The sequence below is a fragment of the Mesorhizobium erdmanii USDA 3471 genome (assembly GCF_000472705.1).
Classification (GTDB): Bacteria; Pseudomonadota; Alphaproteobacteria; order Rhizobiales; family Rhizobiaceae; genus Mesorhizobium; species Mesorhizobium erdmanii.
This window is the reverse complement of sequence record NZ_KI421454.1, coordinates 387,733-413,868: the sequence shown is the minus strand read 5'-3', so window position 1 is coordinate 413,868 and position 26,136 is coordinate 387,733. Positions and strand designations below refer to the sequence as shown.

General features: G+C 59.5%; 21 protein-coding genes and 1 pseudogene. 15 read left to right on the top strand and 7 right to left on the bottom strand.

The annotated features are described in order from the left end of the window. Positions 1-89: 89 nt before the first annotated feature. From A3AU_RS0132370 to A3AU_RS1000000139405, 9 genes and pseudogenes are all read left to right on the top strand, one after another. Positions 90-629, top strand: coding sequence for a nuclear transport factor 2 family protein (locus A3AU_RS0132370; protein ID WP_027056546.1), 540 nt, complete (start codon positions 90-92; stop codon positions 627-629). 183 nt (positions 630-812) lie between these two features. Beyond that, positions 813-2,445 (top strand): annotated as a pseudogene (locus A3AU_RS1000000137150) (SDR family oxidoreductase). A gap of 250 nt (positions 2,446-2,695) precedes the next feature. After that, a complete protein-coding gene (locus A3AU_RS0132360) occupies positions 2,696-3,751 on the top strand; it encodes an LLM class flavin-dependent oxidoreductase (protein WP_027056545.1) in 1,056 nt (351 codons plus the stop codon). Between the two features lie 501 nt (positions 3,752-4,252). Next, on the top strand, positions 4,253-5,161 hold the full coding sequence (gene aepX, locus A3AU_RS0132355) for a phosphoenolpyruvate mutase (RefSeq protein WP_027056544.1): 909 nt from the start codon (positions 4,253-4,255) through the stop codon (positions 5,159-5,161). Between the two features lie 444 nt (positions 5,162-5,605). Next, entirely contained in the window at positions 5,606-6,415 is an 810-nt protein-coding gene (locus A3AU_RS0132350) for a phosphocholine cytidylyltransferase family protein (RefSeq protein ID WP_027056543.1), read from the top strand. 32 nt (positions 6,416-6,447) lie between these two features. Continuing rightward, the gene (locus A3AU_RS0132345; RefSeq protein WP_027056542.1) at positions 6,448-7,656 is read left to right on the top strand and encodes a pyridoxal phosphate-dependent aminotransferase; all 1,209 of its coding nucleotides are present in this window, start codon (positions 6,448-6,450) and stop codon (positions 7,654-7,656) included. Between the two features lie 155 nt (positions 7,657-7,811). Then, positions 7,812-8,447, top strand: a complete 636-nt coding sequence (locus A3AU_RS0132340) for a CDP-alcohol phosphatidyltransferase family protein (protein WP_027056541.1) — start codon at positions 7,812-7,814, stop codon at positions 8,445-8,447. A 31-nt stretch (positions 8,448-8,478) separates the two neighbouring features. Further along, complete coding sequence (locus A3AU_RS0132335; RefSeq protein WP_161633560.1) at positions 8,479-9,615, top strand: aminotransferase-like domain-containing protein; 1,137 nt, start codon at positions 8,479-8,481, stop codon at positions 9,613-9,615. A 33-nt stretch (positions 9,616-9,648) separates the two neighbouring features. Further along, entirely contained in the window at positions 9,649-10,179 is a 531-nt protein-coding gene (locus A3AU_RS1000000139405; RefSeq protein WP_154674714.1) for a GNAT family N-acetyltransferase, read from the top strand. Between the two features lie 158 nt (positions 10,180-10,337). On the opposite strand, the gene A3AU_RS0132325 is transcribed toward A3AU_RS1000000139405, so the two are convergent. From A3AU_RS0132325 to A3AU_RS0132300, 6 genes are all read right to left on the bottom strand, one after another. Further along, positions 10,338-11,819 carry an alkaline phosphatase family protein gene (locus tag A3AU_RS0132325; RefSeq protein WP_027056538.1) on the bottom strand — a complete coding sequence of 494 codons (1,482 nt, stop codon included), beginning with the start codon at positions 11,817-11,819 and terminating at the stop codon, positions 10,338-10,340. 536 nt (positions 11,820-12,355) lie between these two features. After that, a complete protein-coding gene (locus A3AU_RS01000000136655) occupies positions 12,356-13,447 on the bottom strand; it encodes an aminotransferase-like domain-containing protein (protein WP_051355532.1) in 1,092 nt (363 codons plus the stop codon). A 159-nt stretch (positions 13,448-13,606) separates the two neighbouring features. Beyond that, positions 13,607-14,881: an extracellular solute-binding protein gene (locus A3AU_RS0132315; RefSeq protein ID WP_081709755.1), complete on the bottom strand. Its 1,275-nt coding sequence runs from the start codon at positions 14,879-14,881 to the stop codon at positions 13,607-13,609. Positions 14,882-14,946: 65 nt separating this feature from the next. Then, positions 14,947-15,783 (bottom strand): carbohydrate ABC transporter permease, encoded by an 837-nt coding sequence (locus tag A3AU_RS0132310; protein ID WP_027056536.1) that lies wholly within the window; start codon positions 15,781-15,783, stop codon positions 14,947-14,949. Continuing rightward, positions 15,780-16,640, bottom strand: a complete 861-nt coding sequence (locus tag A3AU_RS0132305) for a carbohydrate ABC transporter permease (RefSeq protein WP_081709754.1) — start codon at positions 16,638-16,640, stop codon at positions 15,780-15,782. The genes A3AU_RS0132310 and A3AU_RS0132305 overlap by 4 nt, the downstream gene beginning before the upstream one ends. A gap of 92 nt (positions 16,641-16,732) precedes the next feature. After that, the gene (locus tag A3AU_RS0132300; RefSeq protein WP_027056534.1) at positions 16,733-17,908 is read right to left on the bottom strand and encodes an ABC transporter ATP-binding protein; all 1,176 of its coding nucleotides are present in this window, start codon (positions 17,906-17,908) and stop codon (positions 16,733-16,735) included. Between the two features lie 166 nt (positions 17,909-18,074). Between A3AU_RS0132300 and A3AU_RS0132295 the strand changes: the two genes are divergently transcribed. The 3 genes from A3AU_RS0132295 to A3AU_RS0132285 all read left to right on the top strand — a co-directional run bounded on the left by A3AU_RS0132295 (position 18,075) and on the right by A3AU_RS0132285 (position 21,199). Beyond that, positions 18,075-18,986, top strand: a complete 912-nt coding sequence (locus A3AU_RS0132295) for a LysR family transcriptional regulator (protein ID WP_027056533.1) — start codon at positions 18,075-18,077, stop codon at positions 18,984-18,986. A 181-nt stretch (positions 18,987-19,167) separates the two neighbouring features. Continuing rightward, on the top strand, positions 19,168-20,352 hold the full coding sequence (locus tag A3AU_RS0132290; RefSeq protein WP_081709753.1) for a pyridoxal phosphate-dependent aminotransferase: 1,185 nt from the start codon (positions 19,168-19,170) through the stop codon (positions 20,350-20,352). Further along, a complete protein-coding gene (locus tag A3AU_RS0132285) occupies positions 20,327-21,199 on the top strand; it encodes an isocitrate lyase/phosphoenolpyruvate mutase family protein (RefSeq protein ID WP_027056531.1) in 873 nt (290 codons plus the stop codon). Before A3AU_RS0132290 ends, A3AU_RS0132285 begins: the two co-directional genes overlap by 26 nt. A gap of 593 nt (positions 21,200-21,792) precedes the next feature. Here the strand turns inward: A3AU_RS0132285 and A3AU_RS1000000139400 are convergent. Next, a complete protein-coding gene (locus tag A3AU_RS1000000139400) occupies positions 21,793-21,930 on the bottom strand; it encodes a hypothetical protein (protein ID WP_154674713.1) in 138 nt (45 codons plus the stop codon). Between A3AU_RS1000000139400 and nifH the strand changes: the two genes are divergently transcribed. The 3 genes from nifH to nifK all read left to right on the top strand — a co-directional run bounded on the left by nifH (position 21,929) and on the right by nifK (position 26,102). After that, the gene (gene nifH, locus A3AU_RS0132280) at positions 21,929-22,822 is read left to right on the top strand and encodes a nitrogenase iron protein (protein ID WP_006331760.1); all 894 of its coding nucleotides are present in this window, start codon (positions 21,929-21,931) and stop codon (positions 22,820-22,822) included. The genes A3AU_RS1000000139400 and nifH overlap by 2 nt on opposite strands. A gap of 105 nt (positions 22,823-22,927) precedes the next feature. Next, entirely contained in the window at positions 22,928-24,433 is a 1,506-nt protein-coding gene (nifD, locus tag A3AU_RS0132275) for a nitrogenase molybdenum-iron protein alpha chain (RefSeq protein WP_027056530.1), read from the top strand. A gap of 127 nt (positions 24,434-24,560) precedes the next feature. Further along, on the top strand, positions 24,561-26,102 hold the full coding sequence (gene nifK, locus A3AU_RS0132270; protein WP_027056529.1) for a nitrogenase molybdenum-iron protein subunit beta: 1,542 nt from the start codon (positions 24,561-24,563) through the stop codon (positions 26,100-26,102). The last annotated feature ends 34 nt before the right edge of the window (positions 26,103-26,136 follow it).

The following is a 26,136-nucleotide window of genomic DNA, read 5'->3' as shown; positions in this document are numbered from 1 at the left end:
TCTGGCTTCTTCAGTTGCCGATCGGTTCGACCTTGCACGCACCTAGAGGCACGAAACGCCTCTTCCAATCTCAAATTTGCGACAGAGCGATGGGCCAGGCAAAAATCACCGAACTGCGCGACCGCGAGGCGATCCGCGACTGCCTTTATCGGTACTGCCGCGGCATAGATCGCGCGGATGAGGCTGCGCTGCGCAGTGCATATTGGCCCGATGCGCATGACAATCACGGTGCCTATCGCGGCTCAGCCGAGGGCTTCTTTGAGTTTGCGCTTGGTCTCTTCAAAACCGGACCGCGCTTAATCCACCAGATCACGAACGTCTTGATCGAATTCATCGACCCGTCGGAGGCCGTGGTCGAAAGCTATTTCACCGCGCTGCAACGCGGACCAGACAATGACGGAGAAGCACGCCAGGTGCTTCTCTGCGGCCGTTACTGCGATCTTTTTCAGAAGAGGGAAGGGGCGTGGCGCATTGCCGAACGGACCGTCGTTTACGATTGGCTCGAAGAGCAGACCCCACCAGCGGTCCCCGATGCAGAACGGTTCGGCTTGCGGCAACCGATCGGAGCAGCGCATCCCAATGACCCGGTTTACGCGCTCAGGAAGCGCCGCAGCTCGTCATCAAAATGAAAATGCCATGCATGTCACCACAATGCTTTCCAAGGCTCCCAATTGCGGAGCCGCGTCGCGGGAGCGGTCGCGGAACGCAACGCGTCTACCCGGTATGGAAACTCGCCGTCACCAGGACGTCCGCGACCGGTCTTGCTGCTGACTCGCGTCGATATCTCTGACGCTGGCTGCGGAGAGGTTCATATGAAGCAGGCAGGACGGGTCGTCATCATAACGGGAGCGGCAGGCGGAATCGGCCGTGCGCTGGTCGAGATCGTTGCCGCCGACGGAGACATCGTCGTTGCGGTGGACCTTCCTGGCAGCGGCGTTCTTGAACTGGCCGGCGGTCTCGGCCATCCGCATCTGGGCCTCGAATGCGATGTCTCACGAGAAGAGGACATTGTCGCCCTATACGGCCGCATCGAAGCGCAGTTCGCGAAAATCGATGTTCTCGTCAACAACGCGGCGATAGGACCCGCCATGGCTGCGACTATCGACACCGGTTTCGAGGCCTTCCGACGCGTGCTGGCAACAAATCTGATCGGGCCTTTCATCATGGCCGGCGAAGCGGCGAGGCGCATGCAGCCCGGCGCTGCCATTGTCAACGTCGCTTCGCTGGCGGGCGTGCTCGGCAATCCCAAGCGCAACGCCTATGCCAGCTCGAAGGCAGGCTTGATCGCTCTCACGAGATCGCTTGCATGCGAGTGGGCCTCGCGCGGCATCCGCGTAACGGCGGTAGCGCCAGGATACGTGCGCACGCCGATGGTGGCGGAACTGGAACGTGCGGGCAAGATGGACCTCGCGGCCGTGCGCCGCCGCGTGCCCATGGGGCGAATGGCGCGCCCCGACGAGATCGCTCGGGCCGTGCGTTTTTTGGCCAGCGCACAGACGGGCTACATCACAGGATCGGTGCTGACGGTCGACGGCGGTTGGATGTCGTTCAACCAGCCGGGCGACGCGCACCCGCCGGTCGACGAGACGCCTCGAGCCGAACTCTTCCGGCCGGTCGAACGAACTGGCGCGCGCACAGTGGTCGTGACGGGCGGCGCGAACGGTATAGGCGCCGCCGTCGTTCGCCGCGAACTCCGACACAGTCGTGATTGCTGATAAAGATGGTGCTGGGGCGGCAGAACTCGCTGATTTGCTGGGCGGCAGGCACGTGGCGAAATCCGTCGACTTGGCGGTCGAGAGCGACGTGGTGGCGCTGTTCGAGGAAATACGGGGGCGCTTCGGTCGCATCGAGGTCCTCGTCAACTGTGCTGCTATTGCCGATACGTTTGTGCGAGGGATCGAAATCCCGCAACAGATCGAGCGGGTGCTGGACGTCAATCTCACCGGCACCTTCACCTGCGCGCGCGAGGCGATCAAGTCGATGGACGCCGGCGGCGTAATCCTCAATCTTGGATCGATCAATAGTTTCCTGCCCTTCGTGCCGCGCCATGCCTATGGGGCGTCCAGGGCGGGTATGAACATTCTGACCCGGTGCATGGCGGCCGAACTCGGGTCGGTCGGCATCCGAACGGCAACCGTCGCTCTTGGCTATATCCGTACGCCTGACATTGCTCAGCTGGTCGAGTCCGGCTGCATCGATTCCGTAGCGATCAAACGGCGCATCCCGATGGGGCGGATGGGAGAGCCCGAAGACGTCGCCGAGGCAGTGTTCTTTCTGGCCTCGCCTGATGCCTCATACGTAAACGGCTCGACCCTCTACGTGGACGGCGGCTTGACCTCGTTGGCTGACGCGCGAAACGCCCAGCCAACCGATCAAGAAAATCCAACGGAATGTTCGCCGGCGACGGGTTGCGGTTCGTCGAAGCCGACGAGGTTCGAGGATTGAGACTGCGGCTGCATGGCACGTGCCAAGCGCGGCTTGCCAAGTGATCGTCTTCATCGGTGACGGAAAACTCGTCATCAGGGTCGAATCACTAGCCAGGTTTTGGCGCTTTCCTGCGGCCGCCGAACGATAAGCGGCTTTGCGCAAGATCGTCGACTACGTCGCCGCCAGGCCGGATCGATACCGCGGCCCACCCGCAATCGGCACAAGTCGAAGGCTTGATTGGCCACTTTGTGTAAACGAGGGACAGGCCATGGAATTCGCGACGTTCATCTTGGCGGCCCAGCGAGGCTATCATCAATCGTGCGACAGCGTCATCGGTAACTCCATAGAACAGACAATCGCTTCGGAGCAGGCTGGCTTCAACACCGCTTGGTTCGCCGAGCACCACTTCAACAATTACAGCCTGGTTCCCTCGCCCTTGATGATGGTGGCGCACTGTGCTGGCCTTACGAGCACCATTCGCCTTGGCACCGGTGTGTGTGTGCTGCCGCTATATCAACCGCAGCGCCTGCTCTCCGAGATCGGCTTTGCCGATATCGTTTCGAACGGCCGCCTCGAACTCGGCGTCGGCTCGGGATACCAGCAGTTCGAGTTCGAGCGCTTCGGCGTCGATGTCGATCAGGCGCCGGCCGTGTTTGCGGAATACCTGGATATCCTTCTCAAGGGCCTTAACCAGAAGGTCTTCGAGCACAATGGCCAGTATGAGAAGATACCTTTAACGGCGATTTCGCTGCGCACCATCCAAAGGCCAGCCCCACCGATCTGGATCGCCTGCGGGTCCGCGCGAAGCATGTGCCGGGCCTATCGTGAGGGCCACAATCTTTTCGTCACGGCGTTCCACAACGGCTTGGAAAACGTGAGAACGCTGCGTGAGACCATCGTGGCAGCAGCGGCCTCGCGGGGTAAGGATGTCACCGCCGCCAAGATAGGGCTTCTGCGCTGCTGCTATGCCAGCGACGATCAGGCGGAGATCGACAGCTATCTCGACAACGCCCGCTTCCAGCGCCGGCTATCTGAAGCACTTCATCAGCGCCGCCAGCAGAGCCGGGACGGCTATCTGCTGCAGGAAACACCGACGCAGCAGGATCTGTCGTTCGAGACCATGCGCCAGAACCTGCCGATCGGCAGCGTAAGTCGCGTCATCGATCGCCTGCTGGAAGAGATAAGTATCCTGAAGCCGGACCAGATCGCAATTCAGACCCAATTGGGAGATTTCGACCAAAAGACGATGCTGCGCCAGATTGAGCTCTGGGGAGACAAGATCATTCCAGCGATCAACAAGTCGCTTGGTCAGGTCAAGGCTTGAAGTTCGGGGCGGCCACTGGGGTCCTGAAATCTCGCATGCCGATGCTCGACAATTCGTCCATGCGGCATGGATAAATAATCAAGCCGCCTGGCGATTGTCGGGATCGAAGACCAACGCCGTCGGTCACCTTGCCTGCACGGATCGCCGGTCTTCCGCTCTCTGGGCCATCTCGCTTGCGATCGTTGATCGGCAGCCTGACGGGACGGCCGCCACGGCGCAGACGAATAGCCACTCCCACGGCCCCTCTTGTGTCCGAAGTTGGACGAGGATGTCGGAAGCCCGACCAAGGGTCGAGAGGGGACCTGGCCCGCCGGTATGGAGAACTGGTGCGGCGCAGGTGGTTCGCCAATTCGGCACGCGCCTTGCTTCATTGGTTCTGTATGGGTGCACGACAGTGGCAGATCGCCGATCGGTGGGCAGAGCGGTTCGCCTCTGAAAGTACTTCGTGCGGCAGCGATGACAGGCTTGTCGGCTGGACAGCGTCGGTGGAGGTGAGACCGCATGGTGGAGAGGCAGTCTGGTGCGCAGACGCGAGAGAGCTTGCGCCGAATGATCGCGTCCAGTGAACTCGCCTTCGCAATGGAGGCTCATGACGGCCTTTCGGCGGCGATTGCCGAGCGCGCTGGCTTCAAGGCGCTCTGGGCGTCCGGCCTCTCGATTTCATCCAGCCTCGGATATCGAGATGCTAACGAAGCTTCCTGGTCCCAAGTCGTCGATGTCGTTGAGCGAATCACCGACACGGTGGACATTCCAGTCCTCGTCGACGGGGACAGCGGGTTCGGGAACTTCAACAATGCCCGTATGGTCGCCCGCAAGCTGCGCCAACATGGTGCGAGCGGCATATGTCTTGAGGACACGGCGTTCCCGAAAATGAACTCGTTCGTCGGTGATCGGCACCCGTTGGCCGATATTCCCGAGTTCTGCGGCCGGCTTAAGGCAGTGAAGGACCAAGTGCCGGATGCGGAGTTCGTTCTGGTCGCCCGGATCGAGGCGCTCATCGCCGGCCACGGAGAGGATGAGGCGCTGGCGCGGGCGCAAGCATACGCTGAGGCGGGCGCCGATGCCATTCTAATTCATTCCCGCAAGTCCAACGCTGAGCAGATTTTCGCCTTCACGCGCGCTTGGCAGAACCGCCTTCCGGTCGTGATCGTGCCTACGAAATATTATCGCACGCCGGTCTCCGCGTATCGGGCGGCCGGAATCTCCACAGTCATCTGGGCGAACCATAACATGCGCGCGGCGATCTCGGCCATGCGCCAGGTCTGCGACCGCATCCTCCGCGAAGAAAGTATCGCCGGTATCGAGGACGAGGTGGCGACGCTCGACGAACTCTTCGATCTCCTCAACTACCAGGAACTCTCAGCGGCGGAAGAGAAATATCTGCCCCAGACGGCGACCGGCGTCCGGTAGCAGGCCCAGCCCGTCTTTTGAAAAAGCAAAACGAAAACGGGAGCGCACATGCTTGGACGGCCAAGGACCACGGCGAGCGGCTCCTCGAAAAAGATGGATGGAGGCGCCCGTGCTGGCGCAACGGACACCCTTTTTAAAATCCTCGGGAACGGCGGCGGCGCGCGCCGCCAAAAGGCTGCCAGGGACGCCAGCCGAGAGATCGTCGATCTGACGGCTAGCGAAATCTGGAGCGATCTGGTCTCGACGATTTGCGGAGGACGATCGACGCATCCGAAAGGGCGTTGATCGCTACAATACCCGGTCGGGCTGTATCAGCCCACGGGCAGCGCGGCTTTATGGCATTCCGCCTAAAAAGCCCGAACCCGGCCTGGGCTGTCTCGCTGCCGGCTTCAGCGCATGGGAACTACGAATAGTCCGCAAAGGCACCGCACCAAGGGATAACCAATGACCGACATCTATCCAAGGCAAGCCGTTATTCTCGCCGCTGGTTTCGGCTCGCGTCTGCGACCGCTGACCGACTTGCGGCCAAAGCCCTTGGTTGAAGTCAATGGCACTCCGATCCTCCACAACGCACTGCGAAACCTCGAGATGGTTGGTGTAGAAGCGGTCACTATCGTCGTCGGCTATCGCAAGGACGCAATCGAATATTCCTGCGGCAACTGCTTCGGAAGTCTCGAGATCAGTTATGTCGAATCCGATGTTTTCGACAGAACCGGTAGCGCCTATTCGCTCTGGCTGGCACGCCACGTCCTCTTGATGGGCGATACCTATCTTCTCGAAGGTGATGTCTTTTTTGAGCCGGACGCGCTTCACTGCCTCGCAATAAGCGAGGCAAAAAATGTAGCAGCCGTTGCCCCGTTCGGCGCATCGATGGAAGGTTCCGCCGTGATCCTGACGGATCACGGATATATTGCCGAAGTGCGGATGGGACAGACCGCTGCAAACCTAACGGACGGTTCACCGCAGCTGTTCAAGACCATTAACCTCATCCGCCTTTCCGGCGAGGATCTGCGCACAACGATCATCCCGCACCTCGATGCTCTCATCGGCGCTGGCGCCGTTAAATCCTACATCGAGGAGCTGCTATCTCAGTTGGTTCAGCAGAAGGGCCTGCAGATCGCGGCGGCCCGGTGCGACGATCTCAAATGGTACGAGATTGACAGCGAGGAGGATCTTCTGATCGCCGAAAGGATCTTCGCGCCAGAAGGCCTGACTGCAGCCCGCCCCCTGGTTGCGAGCGGTTCTAAAGGCTGAGGCCTGGCAGAGGCGAACAACAGGAGACTGACATGTTGGCGCAACGAATTTCTCTCCTTTCCGGACCAGGGACCGCGGCAGCTCGGGAAGCAGTTAAGGCAGCGGCAGCCCAAGGCCGCGAGATTGTGGACCTGGCCGCCGGCGAGGTGATCACCGAACCACCGGAACTGGTTCGCGAAGGTGCGATCGACGCCATAAATGCCGGCGTAAACCGTTATACCGAATCCATCGGCCTCGCGTCTCTCCGCAGAGCCGTTGCCAAAAAACTGTCGATTGAAACCGGGCTTGCCTGGGACACTGACAACATCGTCATCACCGCAGGTGCGAAACAGGGCCTGCTTGACGCCGCCTTGGCGCTCCTCGATCCAGGCGACGAAGTCATCATTATTCGTCCCTGCTGGCCGACATTCCCATCACAGGTTCGCCTGGCCGGCGCAAAGCCTGTTTTCGTGGATGCCAAACCGCCTTCTTATATTCCTGAAATCCGCGCCATCCGGGGCGCCGTAACGCCGAAGACGATGGCGATTATCATCAACTCGCCGAATAATCCGACGGGAGCAGTGTACGACCGGGCGACCCTCCAGGAAATCGGTGATCTTGCAATAAACTACGACCTTTGGATCGTTTCCGACGAGTGCTACTCCGGTTTTGTTTTTACCGGTGAACGTCATCAGTCGATCACCATGGCTCATGCGGGCATTCGTTCGCGAACCATCCTGGTCAATGCCTTTTCCAAAGAGCTGGCTATTACCGGGTGGCGCCTCGGCTATTTCGCGGCACCACCGGAGATAGTCGCTGTGGCCAAGAAGCTTCAAAGCCACACCACATCGAATGCGAATGTGATTGCTCAACACGCCATACTGCATCACCTCGAACTCGGCGACGGTAGCTATGAACGGGAGATGCATCAGCGCCTCGCCACCATACGGAAGGCGGGACTAAGAATCCTTTCAAAGCTGGAAGACGTCGCACCACCGCGTGCCGATGGCTCGTTTTTCTTCTATCTCGATCTCACGCTGCTTCTCGCCAGGCTGTCGAGGACGAGCTCAATCCGGACGGTGGATGATATTGCCTGCATCCTTCTTGAGGAAGCATGTGTCGCTTCGGTCGCAGGAACCACGTTCGGCGACGAGGCAGGACTGCGGCTTTCATTCGGAGCGCCACCGGAAAAAATCGAACTGGCCTTGGAGAAAGTCGTCGCTGCACTCAATGGCCTGAAAAGCCGTCAGTCGGCATCCTGATTGAAGGCAATTGGAGGCCGAGTAGGCCAAGGCACGTTACGGATGGCACTCGCTCTCTGGAATGAACTACCTGGATCGCACGCCCCCTCTTTTTCTACTTGCGGGCCGACGGCGCCCGGTGCCGCCACCAAGAGCTTTGTCAAGGAAGTATGCCCATGCTGATCTACCTTCGAGACTATGCCAATGCCATTACAGCAGCGGGCTATGTGTTCGCGATCCTCGGACTTTTCCTGGCGCTGAACGGTCGCATCGAGCTTGGTACCGCATCGATGCTCTGGATGTGGTTCCTTGACCACTGGGACGGTCATGTCGCCCGCAAGATGGATAACCGTCGGCGGCCAGGCATGGCGGATTTTGGGAAGACCTTTGATGGGTTCGGGGATTTCTTTCACGGCGTCCTATTTCCGTCCACCGTTATCGTCCTGATCGGCAATGGAAGCCTTCTGTCCTTTATCGCCGTCCTCTCTTTGGTAATGGCCGGCGCGCTCCGGCTTAGCTATTTCGCGAACGTTGGATTAACGTCTAACGCCCGGTTCCAGGGAATTCCCGTGTCCTACGACACGCCGCTAGTGGCTATCTTTTTGCTCGGCAAACCGGCCGTTCCGGATGGCATGTTTGCAACGCTGCTGTGCGTTGCGTTCATCGTCCTTGCGGCTCTTCATGTGGCAACACCCGTTCAAGTACCCGCCATACGCGGCAAGGCAGTGCCAGTCGCCTCGGTTGTTGCCGCATGCGTGTCAGTCGCTTTGGCGATCCTCGGCCAGCCGAATACGGGCTTCGGCAAATGCTGAAAAACGGGATGAGGACACAACGGAGGAAACCATGAACAAAATCCTGCCATTGGTGGATCCATCAAGAAATACGTCAGAGTCAGAGCTCATCGACTTCGGCCGAAACTTCCCCCCGCCGTGTCCGATTGTTAACGGCCGTTTGAAGGCCACGTTAAACGCGATCGTCGAAACGGATGTGGCTACGGCCATCCGCTTTCCTCGATTCTTGGGATCGGAGCGCGATCGTCTCGCAGGCGTAAAGTGGCTATCTCGACGGTTAGGGGCACCGCCATCTTTGGAAACAACGATACTCACCAACGGATCGCAAAGTGCGCTGATCATGTTGATGGCCAAACACGTGGGTCCAAGCGGAATTCTGCTGACAGAATCTCTCACATACCCCGCCATCAAGCCCCTTGCGAAGCTTCTCGGCATTCAGTTGCGGGGTGTCAGTATCGACCATGACGGTATTGACCCCGACGACCTTCTGCGTGTTTGCCGGCAGGAAGGCAGAAAAGCGCGCGCATTATATTGCATGCCGACGATCCACAATCCGACTTCGGTAATCACGTCCCCTGAGCGCCGCGCGGCGATCGCGCAGATTGCCCGAGACACCGATCTCCAGGTTTTCGAGGACGACATCTATGGCGTGCTTCCGGAAATTGCGCCTCCACCCCTGTCAACATATGCGCCCGAGCGGAGCTGGTATATTCAGGGCCTCAGCAAGTCGCTTGCCGCCCAACTCCGCATTGCCTACGTCGTCGGCCCGAGCGGAGAAGCCCTATCTGAGGTATTTTGGCCTAGCGTACGCACCACCAATTGGATGGTTGCACCGATCGTAGCCGAAATCGCGACCCGATGGCTGGAGACGTCGACCTGCGAAGAACTCCTGTCAACCGTGCGGCAAGAGACCGCCGAGCGCCGCAGGCTCGCGACGGAAATCCTAAATCTCGCGCCAAGCACCGGCCATCCCTCCAGTTATCACCTGTGGCTTCAGGTGCCGCCCGGGATGACGCTGAACAAACTGATGCTCGGATGTCGAGATCACGGAGTCAGCATCGGGTCGGGCAATGATTTCGAAGTCGATTTCGACTCAAGTCCCGAGCGCTTTCGTGTCGGTCTTGGGGTTCCGAGCGATCGCGCGGTTCTAACACGCGGCCTTGAGGTCGTTGGCAATTTAACTCAATGACGCCCAGCCAAAAGAAAAGGCCATGGGGAAAAAATGCCCATCAACGAGGAACTGTCGGATCTCACATACCAACGCCTTAGCGCGGCCTGGTTCATACCCGTGTTCCCCCGAATGTACATGACAGAGGATGCGCTTCATGTTGGACTTGTCGAGGAAGTCGAATGCGAGGAAGTCCGACGGATCGGTCTGTTGCCCGCTCGTGCACCGGCACCAGTATATTCCTATGCGGCCCAACAATTTCACCTGACCGTCTTTCTTGGCGACATGATCGTTTCTGTCGCAACATTCTTGCGCGAGGATCAAGCCACAAGCAAACGGTTGGAAGGCTCTTCTTGGCGCCTGCGAGCCACGGCCACGCATCCCGACTTTCGTAATCAGGGATTGGCATCTGCAGTTCTCGAGCACGGCCTACGAACGCTTCGCAGAAGAGACGCCGCGCTCCTATGGGCCAACGGCCGATCGACTGCGATGGGGTTTCTACCTTCGGCACGGGTTTTGCAAGCGGCCGAAGAACGGAAACCGCCCGGCGTTCAACCACACTACCAAATTGAACGCCGTGTCTGAATAAAGCGCATTACTCAAAAAAACACAGCCCGTTTCGGGGAATCGCGAGTATGCGCAAACGGACGAAATCCCAATCCGGTTGCCAAAGGTCCGTCTGGCTGGAAAGGCGGATAGTTGGGACGGCTAAGCGGCCACTCACTCAGCGAAACAGGACAGCCTTACGCTTCCGCCGTTCCGCCCTCAATATAGGTAGTGCTTCCAACATGGACACGCCGAAGAACCTGGCGGAATCCGCCGAGCGTGGCCTCGAAGGCCTCTCCACGGATATTCTGGCCAGATCGCGATGCCGGCTCAATAACTTCGCGCATAACGCGCCCGCTCATAGTGCCCGGCTGCGCAATTCCGAGAAGGTGTAGAATGGTCGGAGCAAAATCGCAGATGCCCGACGGAACCATGGAGACGGAACCCGGCGCTGGGAATGCCGAACCGGCGACAATTCCGACGGCAGCGAGCTCTTTCGGATGCAATCCGCCATGCACGCCTAGGCCCGTGCGGCGGTCGTTGTCATAGAAGGTTCTCCCGTCAAGGCCAAAGAGGTCGACACCGTTATCCGCCCGGAAGGAAAACGAGACGTCTGGTGCGTGCGGGTGATCGGCAAGGACCAGATGGTTGCCAAGGCTGCCGGGTGCTATTCCGTCGATCTCGTTTCGCTCACGTGTGAAGACCGGTCCACACCACGGTTGGCTGGTGATCGTCGCCACAAGCCGCACGATCTGTTCGTCAGTAGGTTCGGCGAGATAGAGCGCGCCCACCTGTCCGGGCACCACCACGACATCTATCTCCGGCGCCGGCGCGACGCCTGGCCGGAAGCCGGCGTCCCGCAGGCTCTCGATCACCGAGACACGTGTATGGCCGGTGATATGACCGTGATCTGAGACTGCGATGATCTGTACGCCTTCGGCACGACCTTCCGCCTCCCACCAGTCGAGAACACGGCCAAACTGCCGGTCGCAGTGAGCGATGATGCCCCGAGTCGCCTCGGCTCCCGTTCCATGGAAATGCGACGTTACGTCAGGCTCGCCATAGGAAAGGATCGTCACATCCGGCCGATGCTTCGGCCAGACCACCTTGAGAAAGGCCGACGTGATCCAGTCCTGCCCAGCCTTGTCCGGCTCGATCTTGGGCGGCCCCGGCGTTAGCGGACCCACAAGGGCTTCAGCTTCCGCCAACACATCATCAGGTGTGCATGCCTCCAGGAAATGTCCCGAGAGACGAACATGCCCGAAATCCTCCGCCTTATGATGGAAGAAGCGGGTCGTGCCCGGCGTGTTCGTGGCCAGCACGGCAAGGCTTCGGCCTGCTGAAGCGAGAATTTCGCCCATCGTCGGCACACACATCAGTTTGCCGCCGCTTTCGAGATCGAGCTTGCGCAAGAGCACAGCGTCCGACGTATCGATATAGCGCGGCGGCGAAATCGAGCGATCGAAATATTTGTTGCCGACCATGCCGTGCCGTCCGGTGGTGGCGCCGGTGACGAGGCTCGGGAAGGCCGAACGGGTTTCGCTGGGATAAACCGTGCGATGGTTCGACAGCGTGACGCCCAGCGACTGCAAACGGCAAAGGTTCGGCGTCAACTCGGAGGAGACGAGGTCGGGACGTAAGCCATCGAAGCTGATGATGAGGAACCGCGGGGAGTGCATCTTATGCTTGGCTCGTTGTCGACAATGATTTCCGGACTTGGTGATGGAGTTGCTTCCTGGGAGTTGGTACGCCAAGGCGAGCACGCAACCGCGACTAATGGAGTGCTATTAACGAACCGCTCGGCAGTGAAGCAACGCGCCGGAAACACTGGGTGATCCCCAGGATAGCTCGGGGTGAGTAGACGCCCCCCCTGCTCCTCGAGCCAGTAGTCAAGCAAGTCGCTTCTACGGCCTTGTGGATCGCCATAAACAATGCGAGCGAGCACCCCCTCTGCCGGAAGACCACGAGTGGCTTCATCGGATCGCCGAGGCGAGCATAACAGAGGACAGGAATACCTAAGCAATTGTGTTACCTGCCATCAGCAGGACAGCGGGGGCTCTCGCTGATGCGAATGGTGACCACGGGTATGGCCTCGAAATTGTATCCGACATCGTCTCCGGATCGGTGTGCACGGCGAGCGGCAGCCGGACATATCCAACCTGCTTGCCGTCCGCGTCCAGATCGAGGTATTTGGCGCTGTATCCATGTCCGTTACTCAGCAATTGTAGGCCTGGATGATGGTATCCAAGCCGCGTTGAAAGGTGGCTCGATCGCGGGCTGTCCCGGTTCCAAAGCGGATCGCATTTGGTGGTGTGCGATTACCAAAGGCATAGGTGGCGCTGGGACTGATATTGACCCCCAGGGAGCCCACCAGCTCGACGAACTTTTCCGCCGGGCGCTCTTCCGGAAGATGAAGCCAGACATGTAGGCATTCAGGCATGGTACGGAGATCGGCACCAGTAAAGCAGGCTGCAATAAGGGCCTGTCGCTCGCGCGTTTCTGTGCGCACAGCATCGATGATGCAGGTAGCTCCGTCGCCCTCGATCAGTCTGGATGCAACGGCTGCGTTGATCGGCGCGCACATCCAGTAGGTCGCGCGTACCCCGGGCCAGAACAGCTTAGGTACGTCTTTTGCTTTGGGCGCAACGAGATAGGCAACCTTGAGTGCGGCTGCCATGGATTTGGCAGTGCCAAGGATGTACCAGGAAAGCTCCGGTGCGAAAGACGAGAGCGGCGGCGGAATGTCACGCGGCAAGAGACTATAGATGTCGTCCTCAATGATCGCGACATTATAGCGGCGGCAGATTTCGGCAACTGCTTGTCGCCGTTCCATGCTCATGATTGCCGTTGTCGGATTCTGAAGGGTCGGGAGCGCATAATAGGCGGAAGGCGCATCCTTGCGGCACATCGATTCGAAGGCCTCCGGCTCTATACCTTCACTGTCCATCGGTATGGCGCTCAGGCGAAACGCGAAGATGTCGGCAAACTGGCGCATCGTCGGGTAGCTCAATGCTTCGATAGCAAGGCAGCCGCCTTTCCCCACGAGGCTATGCAAAAGCATGGACAAAATACTTTGCGTCCCATTGGCGACAACCACCCGATCCTCAGACGGAATCTCCGGTAGCCGCAGAGCCGCAAATCTCGAGCCTGCGGTCCGGTCGCGTTCGGAACCGCAGAATTGGTGGGCACCTATCAGTGAATTAGGGGAGCCCTCATCCAGAACCTGGGCGATCGCGGCGCGGTAGATGTCGTCGAAAACGTGAGGTACGAGCGGGGGCAGGTTTCCGCTCATATTGATGGGATTCATTTCATTCGTCCTAGCATTCTGTCCATTGCGTTGTTTCGGATGAGCCAGCAGACTTCCGGAAAACGGGGCCGTGCCGCCACCGAATCGTAGATCATTCCGCCCATCTATTTTCGCTGTGGTCTGGGGCTGGGAGGCAATCGTGCCTCCCACTGGAACAACTCACCGGCCAAGCAGCTTTGTTGTCACGTCGACCATAGTGGCCATGGCCTCTTCTGGAGTGGTCTGACCGGCAATGAGCTTGCGCTGAGACTCGATCATTACATCGAAAATCTTCACCGAGTTATCGCCTGGGAATGCGTACCAATCGACAGTACGATCAAGCTGTTGGAGCGAAGCTTTCTGTAAGGGATGCGCATCAAAGAAGTCGCTCAGCGCGCCGCCGGCTTTCGCCACGTTCTGATTGACTGGCATATATCCGGAGTTCTCGACCAGAATCTTCTGGCCAGCTCCGCTCAACATAAACTTGAAGAATTCCCATACTTCTTTCTGCTTCTCGGGATCGTCGGTCAGCATCATCAGACCATTGCCGGCTCCGGGGATTCGTCCCTCCTTGGACAGAACCGGAAGCGCCTTAATGTCGAAGTCGAAGTTTCCAGCGCTCTCCTTCACTACCCCGGGAATACCGGAGGCGGTGCGGATGTTGATGCCAAGAGTGCCGGCACTGAATGCCCGCCTTGCTTGTGCAGACGACATATCGACGAAACCGGAGCGACCAAATTCGGCGATGAGCTCAAGAGCTTTTTCGCCCGCGTCGCTGTTAAACATTATCGCTGAGTCGTCGGGGCTCATCATTCGCCCGCCATAACCCATCAGGAAAGTCTGAAACATCCAGGCTGAGGAGGAATCATATTCAAGATTGATTCCTATGACGTCCTTTTTCGAACCATGGATCTTTTTGGAAATTTCGAATATTTCCGCCCAGGTATTTGGGAAGCTGTTTGGATTAGATCCTGCAGCCTTGACCAGATCACGGTTGATGTACAGCACCGGGATCGTCGTTGCATAGGGGATGGCGTAAACCTTCCCGTCCACCGAGACGGTTTCCTTCATTGCTGCCGGCAGACCCAGCGCTTCCCATCCTCCGTCTGCTTCGATGAACTCGTCGAGCGGTTGCGCCAATTTTCGGCTGGTAAGGAGCTTGGTATAGTTCAATGCCTGCTGAACGAAATGGGGCTTGTCACCAACAATTGCCTGGCGCAGCAAGGTTTGGACGGCGGGTTCCCAATTGTCGCCCAGCGGAACTTGCCGGACTTCGATGCTGGGGAAGCGAGCTTCGAATTCCTGCTCTGCAGTGCCGTTGATTCCTTTGAGTGACGCAGACGATACGGTGCCGAACTGCATACCGTTGCCCGCTGCATAGCTCGATCGTCCCGCAGCTCCCAAGACTGTCAGTGCAGTGAGACCTGAAAGCAATTCTCTTCTGTTAATTTCCATAACCAACTCCTCGGTTCATCTGTTTGTAGCCTTCGATCCGCGTCAGTTGAGGGATCGCCATAACTTCACTTGACGGCTCCCCCGGTCAGCCCTTCAACGAACCACCTTTGAGCAGAGAGGAAGGCGATGATGAGTGGAAGGACGACTAGGGTAGATGCCGCCATAAGGGGACCGTAGTCGTTCCCAGCCTCCTCGTTCTTGAAGACCATGATACCGAGCGGCGGCGGCATTAGGTTCTGATCACGCACAGCGATCAGCGGCCAAAACAGGCTGTTCCAGTGGCTGACGACGGAGAAGATGCCGAAGGCGATGATCGCGGGCAGCGCCATCGGCACCATGATGCGCGAGACTATCCCAAGCTCAGAGAAGCCATCGAGCCTGGCGGCATGGACGACGTCGTCGGGGATCGTCTTGAAGAACTGCCGGAACAGGAAGATGCCTAAGGGCGAGACCACGTAAGGGAAGACCAGCCCCGCATAACTGTTCAGAATCCCGAGCTTGGCACCGAGGATGAAGAGCGGAAGCGCCAGCATCTCGTGCGGCAGAAGAAGGGCGATCAGCACCAGCGCGAAGAGCAGGTTGCGACCGGGGAAGTCCAGCTTGGCGAGTGCGTAGGCCGCCGGCGCACAGATCACGATCTGGAGCGCCAGGATTGCGGCGCAGACCACGACGCCGTTAAGCATGTAGCGCGGCAGCGGTGAACTCGTCAGCGCCTCGGTGTAGTTCTCGATGCCATAGAACTGCTCAGGCCAAAAGCTGAAGGACGCGCGGAAGATTTCTCCCGGTGACTTGATCGACAGCGACACCATCCAGACGAATGGAATGAGGATAAGCGCGCCGCTGATTAAAAGGACCGCATGGCGAACGATGGCCGACGGCGGTGCAAGGCGTTGCGCCCTCATTGGTAGTGAACCTTCTTATCCATCACACGCGCCTGGATCAGCGTGAGGGCTACAACAATGAAGAGAAAGACAACCGCGACCGAGGCGCCGTAGCCGGTCCGCAGATATTGGAAGCTCTCGCGGTAAAGCGTGTAGAGCAACATCTCCGAGGCATGGCCGGGCCCGCCCTGGGTCAGGATCTGCACTGTGTCGAAGGTCTCGAAGGCTTTCAGCGCCACGACAATGAAGATGAACATGGTGACGGGCCCGAGCATCGGCAGCGTTACGGTGCGCAGACGGTCGAGAAAGGCGTCCGCGCCATCGATGTCGGCGGCGTCATAGAGGTCCTGGGGGATGGACTTCATGCCCGCCAAGAACAGCACCATCGCATAGCCGAGGTTCTGCCAGACGCCGATAATGGCGAGCACCGGCAGGACCGTGTTCTCGTCGCGCAGCCAATTGGCCGTCGGCAGGCCGAGACTGACAAACGTTTGGTTGACGAGTCCGATGGTCGGATGCAGCAACGCCTCCCAGGCGATCGCCGTGGCCGTCAGCGTTGCCATGAATGGCAGGAAGTGAATCGCGCGATAGAAGGCGCGGAACGACTTGCCGCTTTCGATGAGCAGCGCGATGGCGAGACCCAGAACGATGGTCCCGGGCACGACGATCACGACATAAAGGATGCTGTTGACGAAGGAGGCGCGGAACACCTCGTCGGCTAAGAGTTCGCGGAAATTGGCGAGGCCAACGAAGGTGAACGAACTTGCCCCGAACTGCCAATCGGTAAGCGCGACGGCAATGACGGCGAAGACCGGCAGGAAGAACAGGACGATAAGCAGTAGGAGCGCCGGGCCGGCGAGCGACCAGGCTGCCAGCATCTCCGCAATCTGGTGACGGCGCAGTGCCTTCTGTGAAGCGCCGCGATCAGCTGGGGATGTGATCGCTTCCGCTGTGGCGGACGAGGCGCTTCTCATTGCACGCGCTCCTTCATCTTCACGAGGCTGGCGCTTTTATGGTCGTGAGGACGCAGGCGCCGCCCGTCCCCGGCAAAGAGGAGCAGCCTTTCCGGTTTGACGCCGAGATGCAGCGTCCGGCCGAATGTTATCTGCGGCGCACGCTCGGCAAGCAGGCGGGCGATGACGGGATGGTGTGTCCCCGGAACGTCGAGATGCACGTAAAGGTCGGAGCCCATGTGCTCGACCAGGCGTACGGCACCGGTCAGGATGTTGTGGCCGCCGGCCTCGACGAGATGGAAGGCCTCGGGCCGGATTCCAAGAGCAACATCGGTCCCCAACGCAATATCCGCAGGAATGGTGAAGCTCGTACCCGCCGTTTCGGCCAGTCCGCCATCGCGCACGCGTGCCTGGAGCTTGTTGATCTTTGGCGAGCCGATGAACTCGGCCACGCGCAGGTCATCGGGATTGGCATAAATCTCCTGCGGCGCAGCGACCTGTAGAAGCTCGCCGTCGAGCATGACCGCGACCCGGTCGGACATGGTCATGGCCTCGGACTGATCATGGGTCACATAGACGAAGGTGACGCCGAGGCGGTCGTGCAATTCCTTGATTTCGGCGCGCATCTGCACCCGCAGCTTGGCATCCAGATTGGAGAGCGGCTCGTCCATCAGGAAGACAGCCGGCTGGCGCACCATGGCGCGCCCGACGGCGACACGCTGGCGTTGGCCGCCGGAAAGCTGGCCCGGCTTGCGCGCCAGAAGATGGCCGATGCCGAGCGCCTTGGCTGTTCGCATCACCTCGGTCTCGATCTCGGCGGCAACCGCCTTCGTTCCCGGCCGGAAACGCCCGACCAGCGGCAGGCGCTGCCAGGCGGAAAGCCGGCGCATCCGGAGCGGCACTGCCATGTTCTCCTGAACCGTCATATGCGGGTAAAGCGCGTAGGACTGGAACACCATCGCCACGTCGCGCCAATTCGGCCGCACGCCGTCAACCACGCGTTCACCGATCGCGACCGAACCGCCGGTCTGCACCTCGAGCCCTGCCAGGATCCGCAGCAGCGTCGACTTCCCGCAGCCCGAGGGACCAAGCAGCGTCAGGAACTCGCCGTCGGCGATCTTGAGCGAGACATCACGCAACACAGGCGTGGCGCCGAAGGATTTTTCTATTTTTTCGATAGTGATGGCTGCCATAGTACTTTACCTCTTCAGCCGAGCGCGGCGGAAACCCACCCCCTTACTGAACTATTACCGCGGCAGAAGATCAAAGCGTTTTGTTACAGGCGCGTGACATGTATCGAATATTGCGATAATTGGCCTACGAATCGGGATGGATGAGGGCGCGGGTAGGGGTGAGATTTTGGACGAGGAAAAGGATCTTTCGCTCAATGCTGTTCGGGCTTTCGTGCAGGTCGCACGAGACAACAGCGTTACTCGGGCCTCGAAAACCCTTGGCATCACCCAAAGCTCGGTGAGCCGCCACCTCGCGGTATTGGAAGAGTATTTCGGCGCCAAGCTGCTCGAACGGCACGGACGCCTGAGTCAGTTGACGGATTTCGGGCGGCTATTCGCCGACGCCGTTGCCGAGCCGCTCGACACGATTTTCTTTACGGCAAAGCGGATGCGCCGTGGTGACAGGAAAGATGCCAACCGGCTCGTCGTAAGGACGTCGCTCTCGACGTTCGCCTATACGCTGCTGATTCCCAATTTGAACGACTTCTCGAAGGAAATGGGCGGCGTCACGGTCGACGTCATCAGCACCCTGTCGGCCCCCGCCTCAAACGACAGCTTCGATGTCCTCCTGACCCGTGACCTGACGCTGACCGAACCGGGAGATCGCTGGGATTTCTATGATGAACAACTCGTCTGCGTCGGGTCGCCCGACTGTGTCGCCGGCCGCGGCCTCGAAGCGCTGCGAACCACACCGCTGATTGCCGTCACCGCGCGGCCGGACATCCTGCCGACCTGGCTCCGCGGCATGGATCTGAAGACGTCGGACATCATCTCCGGGGCACGCTACGACCATCACTACCTGGCGCTGCCGGCGGTAACGACCGGCCAGACCTTGCTGGTGACGCCGCATATCGTCGTCGCGGACCTGATCAAACAGGGGCTTCTTGAGGTCCTTCCCGACTCGCGCGCGCCGAGCGGCATGCAGTACCGGGCCTATGCGGTCGATCGCAGCGGCAATCCGGATCTCGCCCGCGCCTTCTGTCGTTGGCTCACAAGGCTCTGCCGGAAAAAGACCGAGGAGGAGAGCACAGCGAAATAATTTTCCTGGCGCAATTGCATCGCAAAACGCGATCATTTTGCCCGCATTCCGCGATGCAAAAACTGGCGAGCAAAGGGCGCCTCATCTAGCTCTGGGCATAAACTCCCCTGGTTTGAGGAATATCCATTTGCCCCTACTAGCCAAAAGACTCCAGGCCGTCCGCCCCTCCCAGACAAAAGACATGACCGCCAAGGCGACCGCCTTGCGCGAACAAGGTGCCGATATCGTCACGCTGAGCCAAGGTGAGCCGGATTTCGACACGCCAGAACCCGTCCAGCAGGCCGGCATCGCCGCCATCCTCAATGGCAAGACGCGCTATACGCCGGTTGCCGGAGTCAAGCCGCTGCGCGAGGCGATCCGGGAGAAGCTCTCACGGGACAACGGGCTCGATTACGACATCGATCAGATTACCGTCGGCTGTGGCGCCAAGCAGGTGGTCTTCAATGCACTCTTCGCCAGCCTCGATGCCGGGGACGAGGTCATCATCCCGACACCCTGCTGGGTCTCCTATCCGGACATGGTACGGCTCGCCGGCGGCGAGCCGGTGCTCGTCCCCTGCCCCGAGCGGTTGGGTTTCAAGCTGAAGCCGCAGGACCTGGAAGCGGCGATCACGCCGCGCACCAAGTGGCTGATGCTGAACTCGCCGAACAATCCGACCGGCGCGGTCTATTCCAAGGCCTGTCTGGCCACTCTGGCTGAGGTCCTGCGCCGACACAGCCATGTCCACGTCCTTTCCGACGATATCTATGAAAAGCTCGTCTATGGCGTGCCTTTCGCCACGATGGCCGAGGCCGCGCCGGACCTCATCGACCGGGTGCTGACGGTCAACGGGGTTTCCAAGTCCAGCGCCATGACCGGCTGGCGCCTTGGCTACGGTGCCGGTCCAAAGGATCTCGTCAAGGCGATGAACACGATCGAGGGCCAGACCTCGTCGCATACCAGCTCGATCTCGCAATATGCAGCGATCGAAGCCATTGCTGGCAACCAAGACCACATCGCCGATTTCGTATCCGCCTTACGCAAGCGCCGCGATCTCGTTGTCGAGCAGATCAATCATGCCGAGGGCCTGAAGTGTCGCGTTCCGAACGGCGCTTTCTATATCTTCGTCTCCTGCGCCGGCGTCATCGGCAAGGTGACCGGCAAGGGCAAGGTGATCGAGAGTGACATGGATTTCGCCATGCATCTTCTGGAAGAGTTCGGCGTCGCGGTCGTGCCCGGCAGCGGCTTCATGGCCTCACCCTATATCCGCATTTCCTATGCCGCATCCGAGGACGAGTTGAAGCGCGCCTGCGGCCGCATCCTCGCAGCCTGCACCGCCCTTTCCGAAAGCGAGAAGACCCATGAGCAAAGCGAAGCAGCTGCGTGACCGCATAGCCGAACGGGGCCTCGTCCATATCATGGCCGCCCACAGCCCGCTTTCGGCCGTCTTGGCTGAGGAAGCGGGCTTTGACGGTCTCTGGGCCTCGGGCTTCGAGCTCTCCGCCCTTTACGGCCTGCCGGACATGAGCCTCATTTCGATGACGCAGCATCTCGACATGCTGCGTGCGATCGCCAGCCGGTCGTCGCTGCCGATCGTCGCCGATATCGACACCGGCTACGGCAATGCGATCAATGTGATCCATGCCATCTCCGAATATGAGCACGCCGGCGCCTCGGCCGTCGTGATCGAGGACAAGACCTTCCCGAAGGTTACCAGCCTCGCCGCGGGCGGACGGCAAGAATTGCTCCCGGTCGCGGAATTCCGGGGCAAGATCGAGGCGGCCATCAGCACCCGCCCCGATCCTGACTTCCTCGTCATCGCCCGCACCGAGGCCTTGATCGCCGGTCTCGGTGAGGAGGAAGCTCTCGCACGCGCCAAGGCTTATACGCAAGCCGGGGCGGACATGATCCTGATTCATTCCAAGAAAAAGGATCCGTCCGAGATTGAAAGCTTCGCGCGCGCCTGGGATGGCGATGTGCCGCTCACCATCGTGCCGAATGCCTATCCGGAGCTCGACGCGCCCCGCATCCAGGCGCTCGGCAATATCCGCATGGTGATCTACGGGAATTACGGCATCCGCGCCGCCACGACCGCCATGCAGGACACCTTCCGCCGCATCATCGCCGACGGTGGCGTGCACAACGTCCATAAGGACATCATCCCCGTCGAGGAAATTTTCCGGCTTCAGGGTATGGAAAAAGCCAAGGCCGACGAGAAACGCTTCCTCCGATAGTCACGGTTGAAATTGCGCTCGGCCGGATCGAGGCAGCTAATGGCAATAGCGAGGTTTTCGCCGCCGCCCGCGATCTCGACGGTTTTGCCCGGGAAAGTGCGATCCGCTTTTCGCGAGGCAAGCCCGGCGACGAGCCTTACATCGTGTCGGATGGCGAAGACGCTATGCCGTATGACTGTGAGTGGCAGAGCACTGGCTGGATTGGTTCACCTCAACCGGCGCTTCAAATGGCTATCGAACCCTGACTATCACACGCTCGACCTTGGCGATCTCGATGCTGAAACACGTTTCCGTCGATACAACCGCGCTCTGAAAGTCATACGATGGAACCTTTTTGACCATGGCCGATCCTGCCCCATCGTCTCGAGATCGAGGCAGCCGGACAAAGAACCGCCAGGATCGATGTTGCGCGGTCTTCCGATCAAAATCGGCTCAGACTCGCTGCCTGACATCCCCAACCCTCTCCGGTCTGCGAGGTATACAGGTCACAATCAACACCATCCGACATCTCCTGTCGCCTTTGTCGGGCCCGCGACACAAGTTTATTTAGCCAATTTAATATTTTTGCCAAATGTTAAATAGCTGAAAAGCAATCATAAAATTTCTTCTTCGATCCAACCGGCCAAATTGGCACGAGTTTTGAAACGATCGGTGCGAGGCGGCGGGATCTGCCGACCGGCATTGAAGTCGCGGGTAGCCGCTATGGATGGAAGAAGGAAGGAAAGCAACATGTCAGGTCTGCGTCAGATCGCATTCTACGGAAAGGGAGGCATCGGCAAGTCCACCACCTCTCAAAATACGCTAGCCGCCCTGGTCGACCTCGGACAGAAAATCCTGATCGTCGGCTGCGACCCCAAAGCCGACTCCACCCGGCTGATCCTGAACGCAAAGGCGCAGGATACGGTTCTGCATCTCGCCGCCCAGGAAGGTTCTGTGGAAGACCTTGAACTCCAGGACGTGCTCAAGATCGGCTACAAAGACATCAAGTGCGTGGAGTCCGGCGGCCCCGAGCCGGGTGTCGGCTGCGCCGGCCGTGGCGTCATCACCTCGATCAACTTCCTCGAGGAAAACGGCGCCTATGACAATGTCGACTATGTCTCCTACGACGTGCTGGGCGACGTGGTGTGCGGTGGCTTTGCGATGCCGATCCGCGAAAACAAGGCCCAGGAAATCTACATCGTCATGTCCGGCGAGATGATGGCGCTCTATGCCGCCAACAACATCGCCAAGGGTATCCTGAAATACGCCCATTCGGGCGGCGTGCGGCTCGGCGGGCTGATCTGCAACGAGCGCCAGACCGACCGCGAGCTCGACCTCTCCGAGGCGCTGGCCGCCAGGCTCAATTCCAAGCTCATCCACTTCGTGCCGCGCGACAACATCGTCCAGCACGCCGAACTGAGGAAGATGACGGTAATCCAGTATGCGCCGGACTCCAAACAGGCAGGGGAGTACCGCGCGTTGGCCGAGAAGATCCATGTCAATTCGGGCCAGGGCACCATCCCGACCCCAATCACCATGGAGGAGCTCGAGGACATGCTGCTCGACTTCGGCATCATGAAGACGGACGAGCAGATGCTTGCCGAGCTTCAGGCCAAGGAAGCGAAATTGGCCGTCGCTCAGTAACTGCCGCTACCGACAGGGGGCGCCGACCGTGACCTGGCGCCCCTTTCTTACGAAACAAGGCCTCGTTGGCGAGGCGTTACCGGAACCTTGAAAGGGGCAGGTCCCATGGGCCTCGACTATGAGAATGACGGCGCTTTGCATGCGAAGCTTATCGAAGACGTGCTGTCCCAATATCCAGACAAGGCGGCGAAGCGTCGCAAGAAGCACCTCAGTGTCGCAACGAGCAAGGACGAGGCCGAAGGGGAGGACAAGGGCCTTTCCGAATGCGACGTCAAATCGAACATCAAATCCATTCCGGGCGTGATGACAATCCGCGGCTGCGCCTATGCCGGCTCCAAGGGCGTGGTGTGGGGTCCGGTCAAGGATATGGTCCACATCTCGCACGGGCCAGTCGGTTGTGGGCAATATTCCTGGTCGCAACGCCGCAACTATTACGTCGGCACGACAGGCATCGACACATTCGTGACAATGCAGTTCACCTCCGACTTCCAGGAGAAGGACATCGTTTTCGGCGGTGACAAAAAGCTGGAAAAGATCATCGACGAGATCGAGGACCTGTTTCCGCTCAGTGGCGGCATCTCGGTGCAGTCCGAATGCCCGATCGGCCTGATCGGGGACGATATCGAGGCCGTGTCGCGCAAGAAAGCCAAGGAGCACGAAAAGACGATTGTACCGGTGCGCTGCGAAGGTTTCCGCGGCGTTTCACAATCGCTCGGCCACCACATTGCCAATGATGCGATCCGCGATTGGGTCTTCGACAAGGACGATGTCGCGTTCGAGTCCGGCCCATACGACGTCAACGTCGTCGGCGACTACAACATTGGCGGCGATGCCTGGGCCTCGCGAATCCTGCTCGAAGAGATTGGGCTTCGGGTGGTCGGCAACTGGTCGGGCGACGCCACACTCGCCGAAATAGAGCGCGCTCCCAAGGCCAAGCTCAACCTGATCCACTGCTACCGGTCGATGAATTACATCTGCCGGCACATGGAGGAAAAGTACGGCATCGCCTGGATGGAATACAATTTCTTCGGCCCCTCCCAGATCGAGGCCTCTCTGCGCAACATCGCCAAGCATTTCGGCCCGGAAATCGAGGAGAAGACCGAAAAGGTCATCGCCAAATACCGGCCCTTGGTCGATGCCGTCATCGCCAAGTACCAACCGCGCCTCGAAGGCAGGACGGTGATGCTCTATGTCGGCGGGCTACGTCCTCGTCACGTCATCACTGCTTACGAGGACCTCGCTATGGTGATCGTCGGCACCGGCTATGAGTTCGCCCACAACGACGACTATCAGCGCACCGGCCATTACGTGAAAAATGGCACGCTCATCTATGACGATGTCACCGGTTACGAGCTGGAGAAGTTCATCGAAGGCATCCGCCCTGATCTCGTTGGCTCCGGTATCAAGGAGAAGTACCCGGTGCAGAAGATGGGCATCCCGTTCCGCCAGATGCACTCCTGGGACTATTCCGGCCCGTATCACGGCTATGACGGCTTCGCCATTTTCGCCCGCGACATGGATCTGGCCATCAACAACCCGGTCTGGGGTCTCTACCGCGCGCCGTGGAAGAAGATGAAGGACGCACCGCTGAGGGCCGTCGCCGCCGAATGAGGACTGGCCTCCCTGCCAGGCAGGGAGGCCGATAAATGCTCGGGGGCACTCGATCCGCGAGAGGCCCTTCAAGTTTCGATGTCCCTGTGCTGCCGCTTGCCGCGGCCAGATGGAAAAGGTGACCACCATGCCGCAATCGGCCGAAAAAGTTCTCGACCATGCTCCATTGTTCCGCGAGCCGGAATATAGACAAATGCTTGCCGAGAAGAAGCTGAGTTTCGAATGTCCGCACCCTGATCAGATCGTCACCGATCAACGCGAATTGACCAAGACTTGGGAATACCGCGAAAAGAACCTCGCTCGCGAGGCGCTTGTCATAAACCCCGCCAAGGCCTGCCAGCCGCTCGGCGCGGTGTTCGCGGCCGCGGGCTTCGAGCGGACCATGTCTTTCGTTCACGGTAGCCAGGGCTGCGTTGCCTACTATCGCTCGCATCTGTCGCGACATTTCAAGGAGCCTTCGTCAGCGGTTTCCTCCTCGATGACCGAGGACGCGGCAGTGTTTGGCGGCCTGAAGAACATGGTCGACGGGCTCGCCAATACCTACAAGCTCTACGACCCCAAGATGATCGCCGTCTCGACCACCTGCATGGCCGAAGTCATTGGCGACGACCTGCGGAGCTTCATCGAGAACGCCAAGAACGAAGGCTCGGTCCCGAGCGACTTCCACGTGCCTTTTGCTCATACGCCTGCCTTCGTCGGCAGCCATGTCGATGGCTATGACGGCATGGTGAAGGGCGTGCTGGAGCATTTCTGGAAGGGCAGCGAGCGCTCGCAAGCCGCTGGGACCATCAACATCATTCCAGGCTTCGACGGATTCTGCGTCGGAAACAACCGGGAACTCAAGCGCCTCCTCGACCTGATGGGTGTCACCTATACCGTCATTCAGGACGCCTCTGACCAGTTCGACACGCCGTCGGACGGCGAATACCGCATGTATGACGGTGGCACGAAGATCGAAGACGTGAAAGGGGCGCTCAACGCGGAGGCGACACTGTCGCTGCAGCATTACAACACCCGCAAGACGCTGGAATATTGCAACGAGGTCGGGCAGGCGACGGCATCCTTCCACTATCCGCTGGGTGTCCAGGCGACCGACGAATTCCTGATGAAGGTCTCGGCGATTTCCGGCCAGGAGATCCCCGAGACAATTCGGATGGAGCGCGGCCGACTGGTTGACGCCATGGCGGACAGCCAGTCATGGCTGCACGGCAAGAAGTACGCAATCTATGGGGATCCGGACTTCGTCTACGGCATAACCCGCTTCGTCATGGAGACCGGCGGCGAGCCGACACATTGCCTCGCGACCAACGGCACATCGGCCTGGGAGGCCGAGATGAAGGAATTGCTTGCATCCTCGTCCTTTGGCCAGGATGCCCAGATCTGGGCGGGCAAGGATCTCTGGGCGATGCGTTCGCTGCTGTTTACAGAGCCGGTGGACCTGCTGATCGGCAATTCCTATGGCAAGTATCTGGAGCGCGACACCGGCACGCCGCTGATCCGGCTGATGTTTCCAATCTTCGACCGGCACCATCACCATCGCTTTCCCCTCATGGGCTACCAGGGTGGATTACGCGTGCTGACGACGATCCTCGACAAGATATTCGACAAGCTCGATCGCGAGACGAGCGAAACGGGCGTGACGGACTATTCCTATGACCTCACCCGCTAAGCCCGTGCCGGCTTTTCGTCGAGGCCGTCCATTG

Bases quoted from the DNA above. Each gene is read 5' to 3' on its own strand.
- A3AU_RS0132370 (WP_027056546.1), top strand. From the start codon at position 90: ATGGGCCAGGCAAAAATCACCGAACTGCGCGACCGCGAGGCGATCCGC.
- A3AU_RS0132360 (WP_027056545.1), top strand. From the start codon at position 2,696: ATGGAATTCGCGACGTTCATCTTGGCGGCCCAGCGAGGCTATCATCAA.
- aepX (WP_027056544.1), top strand. From the start codon at position 4,253: ATGGTGGAGAGGCAGTCTGGTGCGCAGACGCGAGAGAGCTTGCGCCGA.
- A3AU_RS0132350 (WP_027056543.1), top strand. From the start codon at position 5,606: ATGACCGACATCTATCCAAGGCAAGCCGTTATTCTCGCCGCTGGTTTC.
- A3AU_RS0132345 (WP_027056542.1), top strand. From the start codon at position 6,448: ATGTTGGCGCAACGAATTTCTCTCCTTTCCGGACCAGGGACCGCGGCA.
- A3AU_RS0132340 (WP_027056541.1), top strand. From the start codon at position 7,812: ATGCTGATCTACCTTCGAGACTATGCCAATGCCATTACAGCAGCGGGC.
- A3AU_RS0132335 (WP_161633560.1), top strand. From the start codon at position 8,479: ATGAACAAAATCCTGCCATTGGTGGATCCATCAAGAAATACGTCAGAG.
- A3AU_RS1000000139405 (WP_154674714.1), top strand. From the start codon at position 9,649: ATGCCCATCAACGAGGAACTGTCGGATCTCACATACCAACGCCTTAGC.
- A3AU_RS0132325 (WP_027056538.1), bottom strand. From the start codon at position 11,819: ATGCACTCCCCGCGGTTCCTCATCATCAGCTTCGATGGCTTACGTCCC.
- A3AU_RS01000000136655 (WP_051355532.1), bottom strand. From the start codon at position 13,447: ATGAATCCCATCAATATGAGCGGAAACCTGCCCCCGCTCGTACCTCAC.
- A3AU_RS0132315 (WP_081709755.1), bottom strand. From the start codon at position 14,881: ATGGAAATTAACAGAAGAGAATTGCTTTCAGGTCTCACTGCACTGACA.
- A3AU_RS0132310 (WP_027056536.1), bottom strand. From the start codon at position 15,783: ATGAGGGCGCAACGCCTTGCACCGCCGTCGGCCATCGTTCGCCATGCG.
- A3AU_RS0132305 (WP_081709754.1), bottom strand. From the start codon at position 16,640: ATGCTGGCAGCCTGGTCGCTCGCCGGCCCGGCGCTCCTACTGCTTATC.
- A3AU_RS0132300 (WP_027056534.1), bottom strand. From the start codon at position 17,908: ATGGCAGCCATCACTATCGAAAAAATAGAAAAATCCTTCGGCGCCACG.
- A3AU_RS0132290 (WP_081709753.1), top strand. From the start codon at position 19,168: ATGACCGCCAAGGCGACCGCCTTGCGCGAACAAGGTGCCGATATCGTC.
- A3AU_RS0132285 (WP_027056531.1), top strand. From the start codon at position 20,327: ATGAGCAAAGCGAAGCAGCTGCGTGACCGCATAGCCGAACGGGGCCTC.
- nifH (WP_006331760.1), top strand. From the start codon at position 21,929: ATGTCAGGTCTGCGTCAGATCGCATTCTACGGAAAGGGAGGCATCGGC.
- A3AU_RS1000000139400 (WP_154674713.1), bottom strand. From the start codon at position 21,930: ATGTTGCTTTCCTTCCTTCTTCCATCCATAGCGGCTACCCGCGACTTC.
- nifD (WP_027056530.1), top strand. From the start codon at position 22,928: ATGGGCCTCGACTATGAGAATGACGGCGCTTTGCATGCGAAGCTTATC.
- nifK (WP_027056529.1), top strand. From the start codon at position 24,561: ATGCCGCAATCGGCCGAAAAAGTTCTCGACCATGCTCCATTGTTCCGC.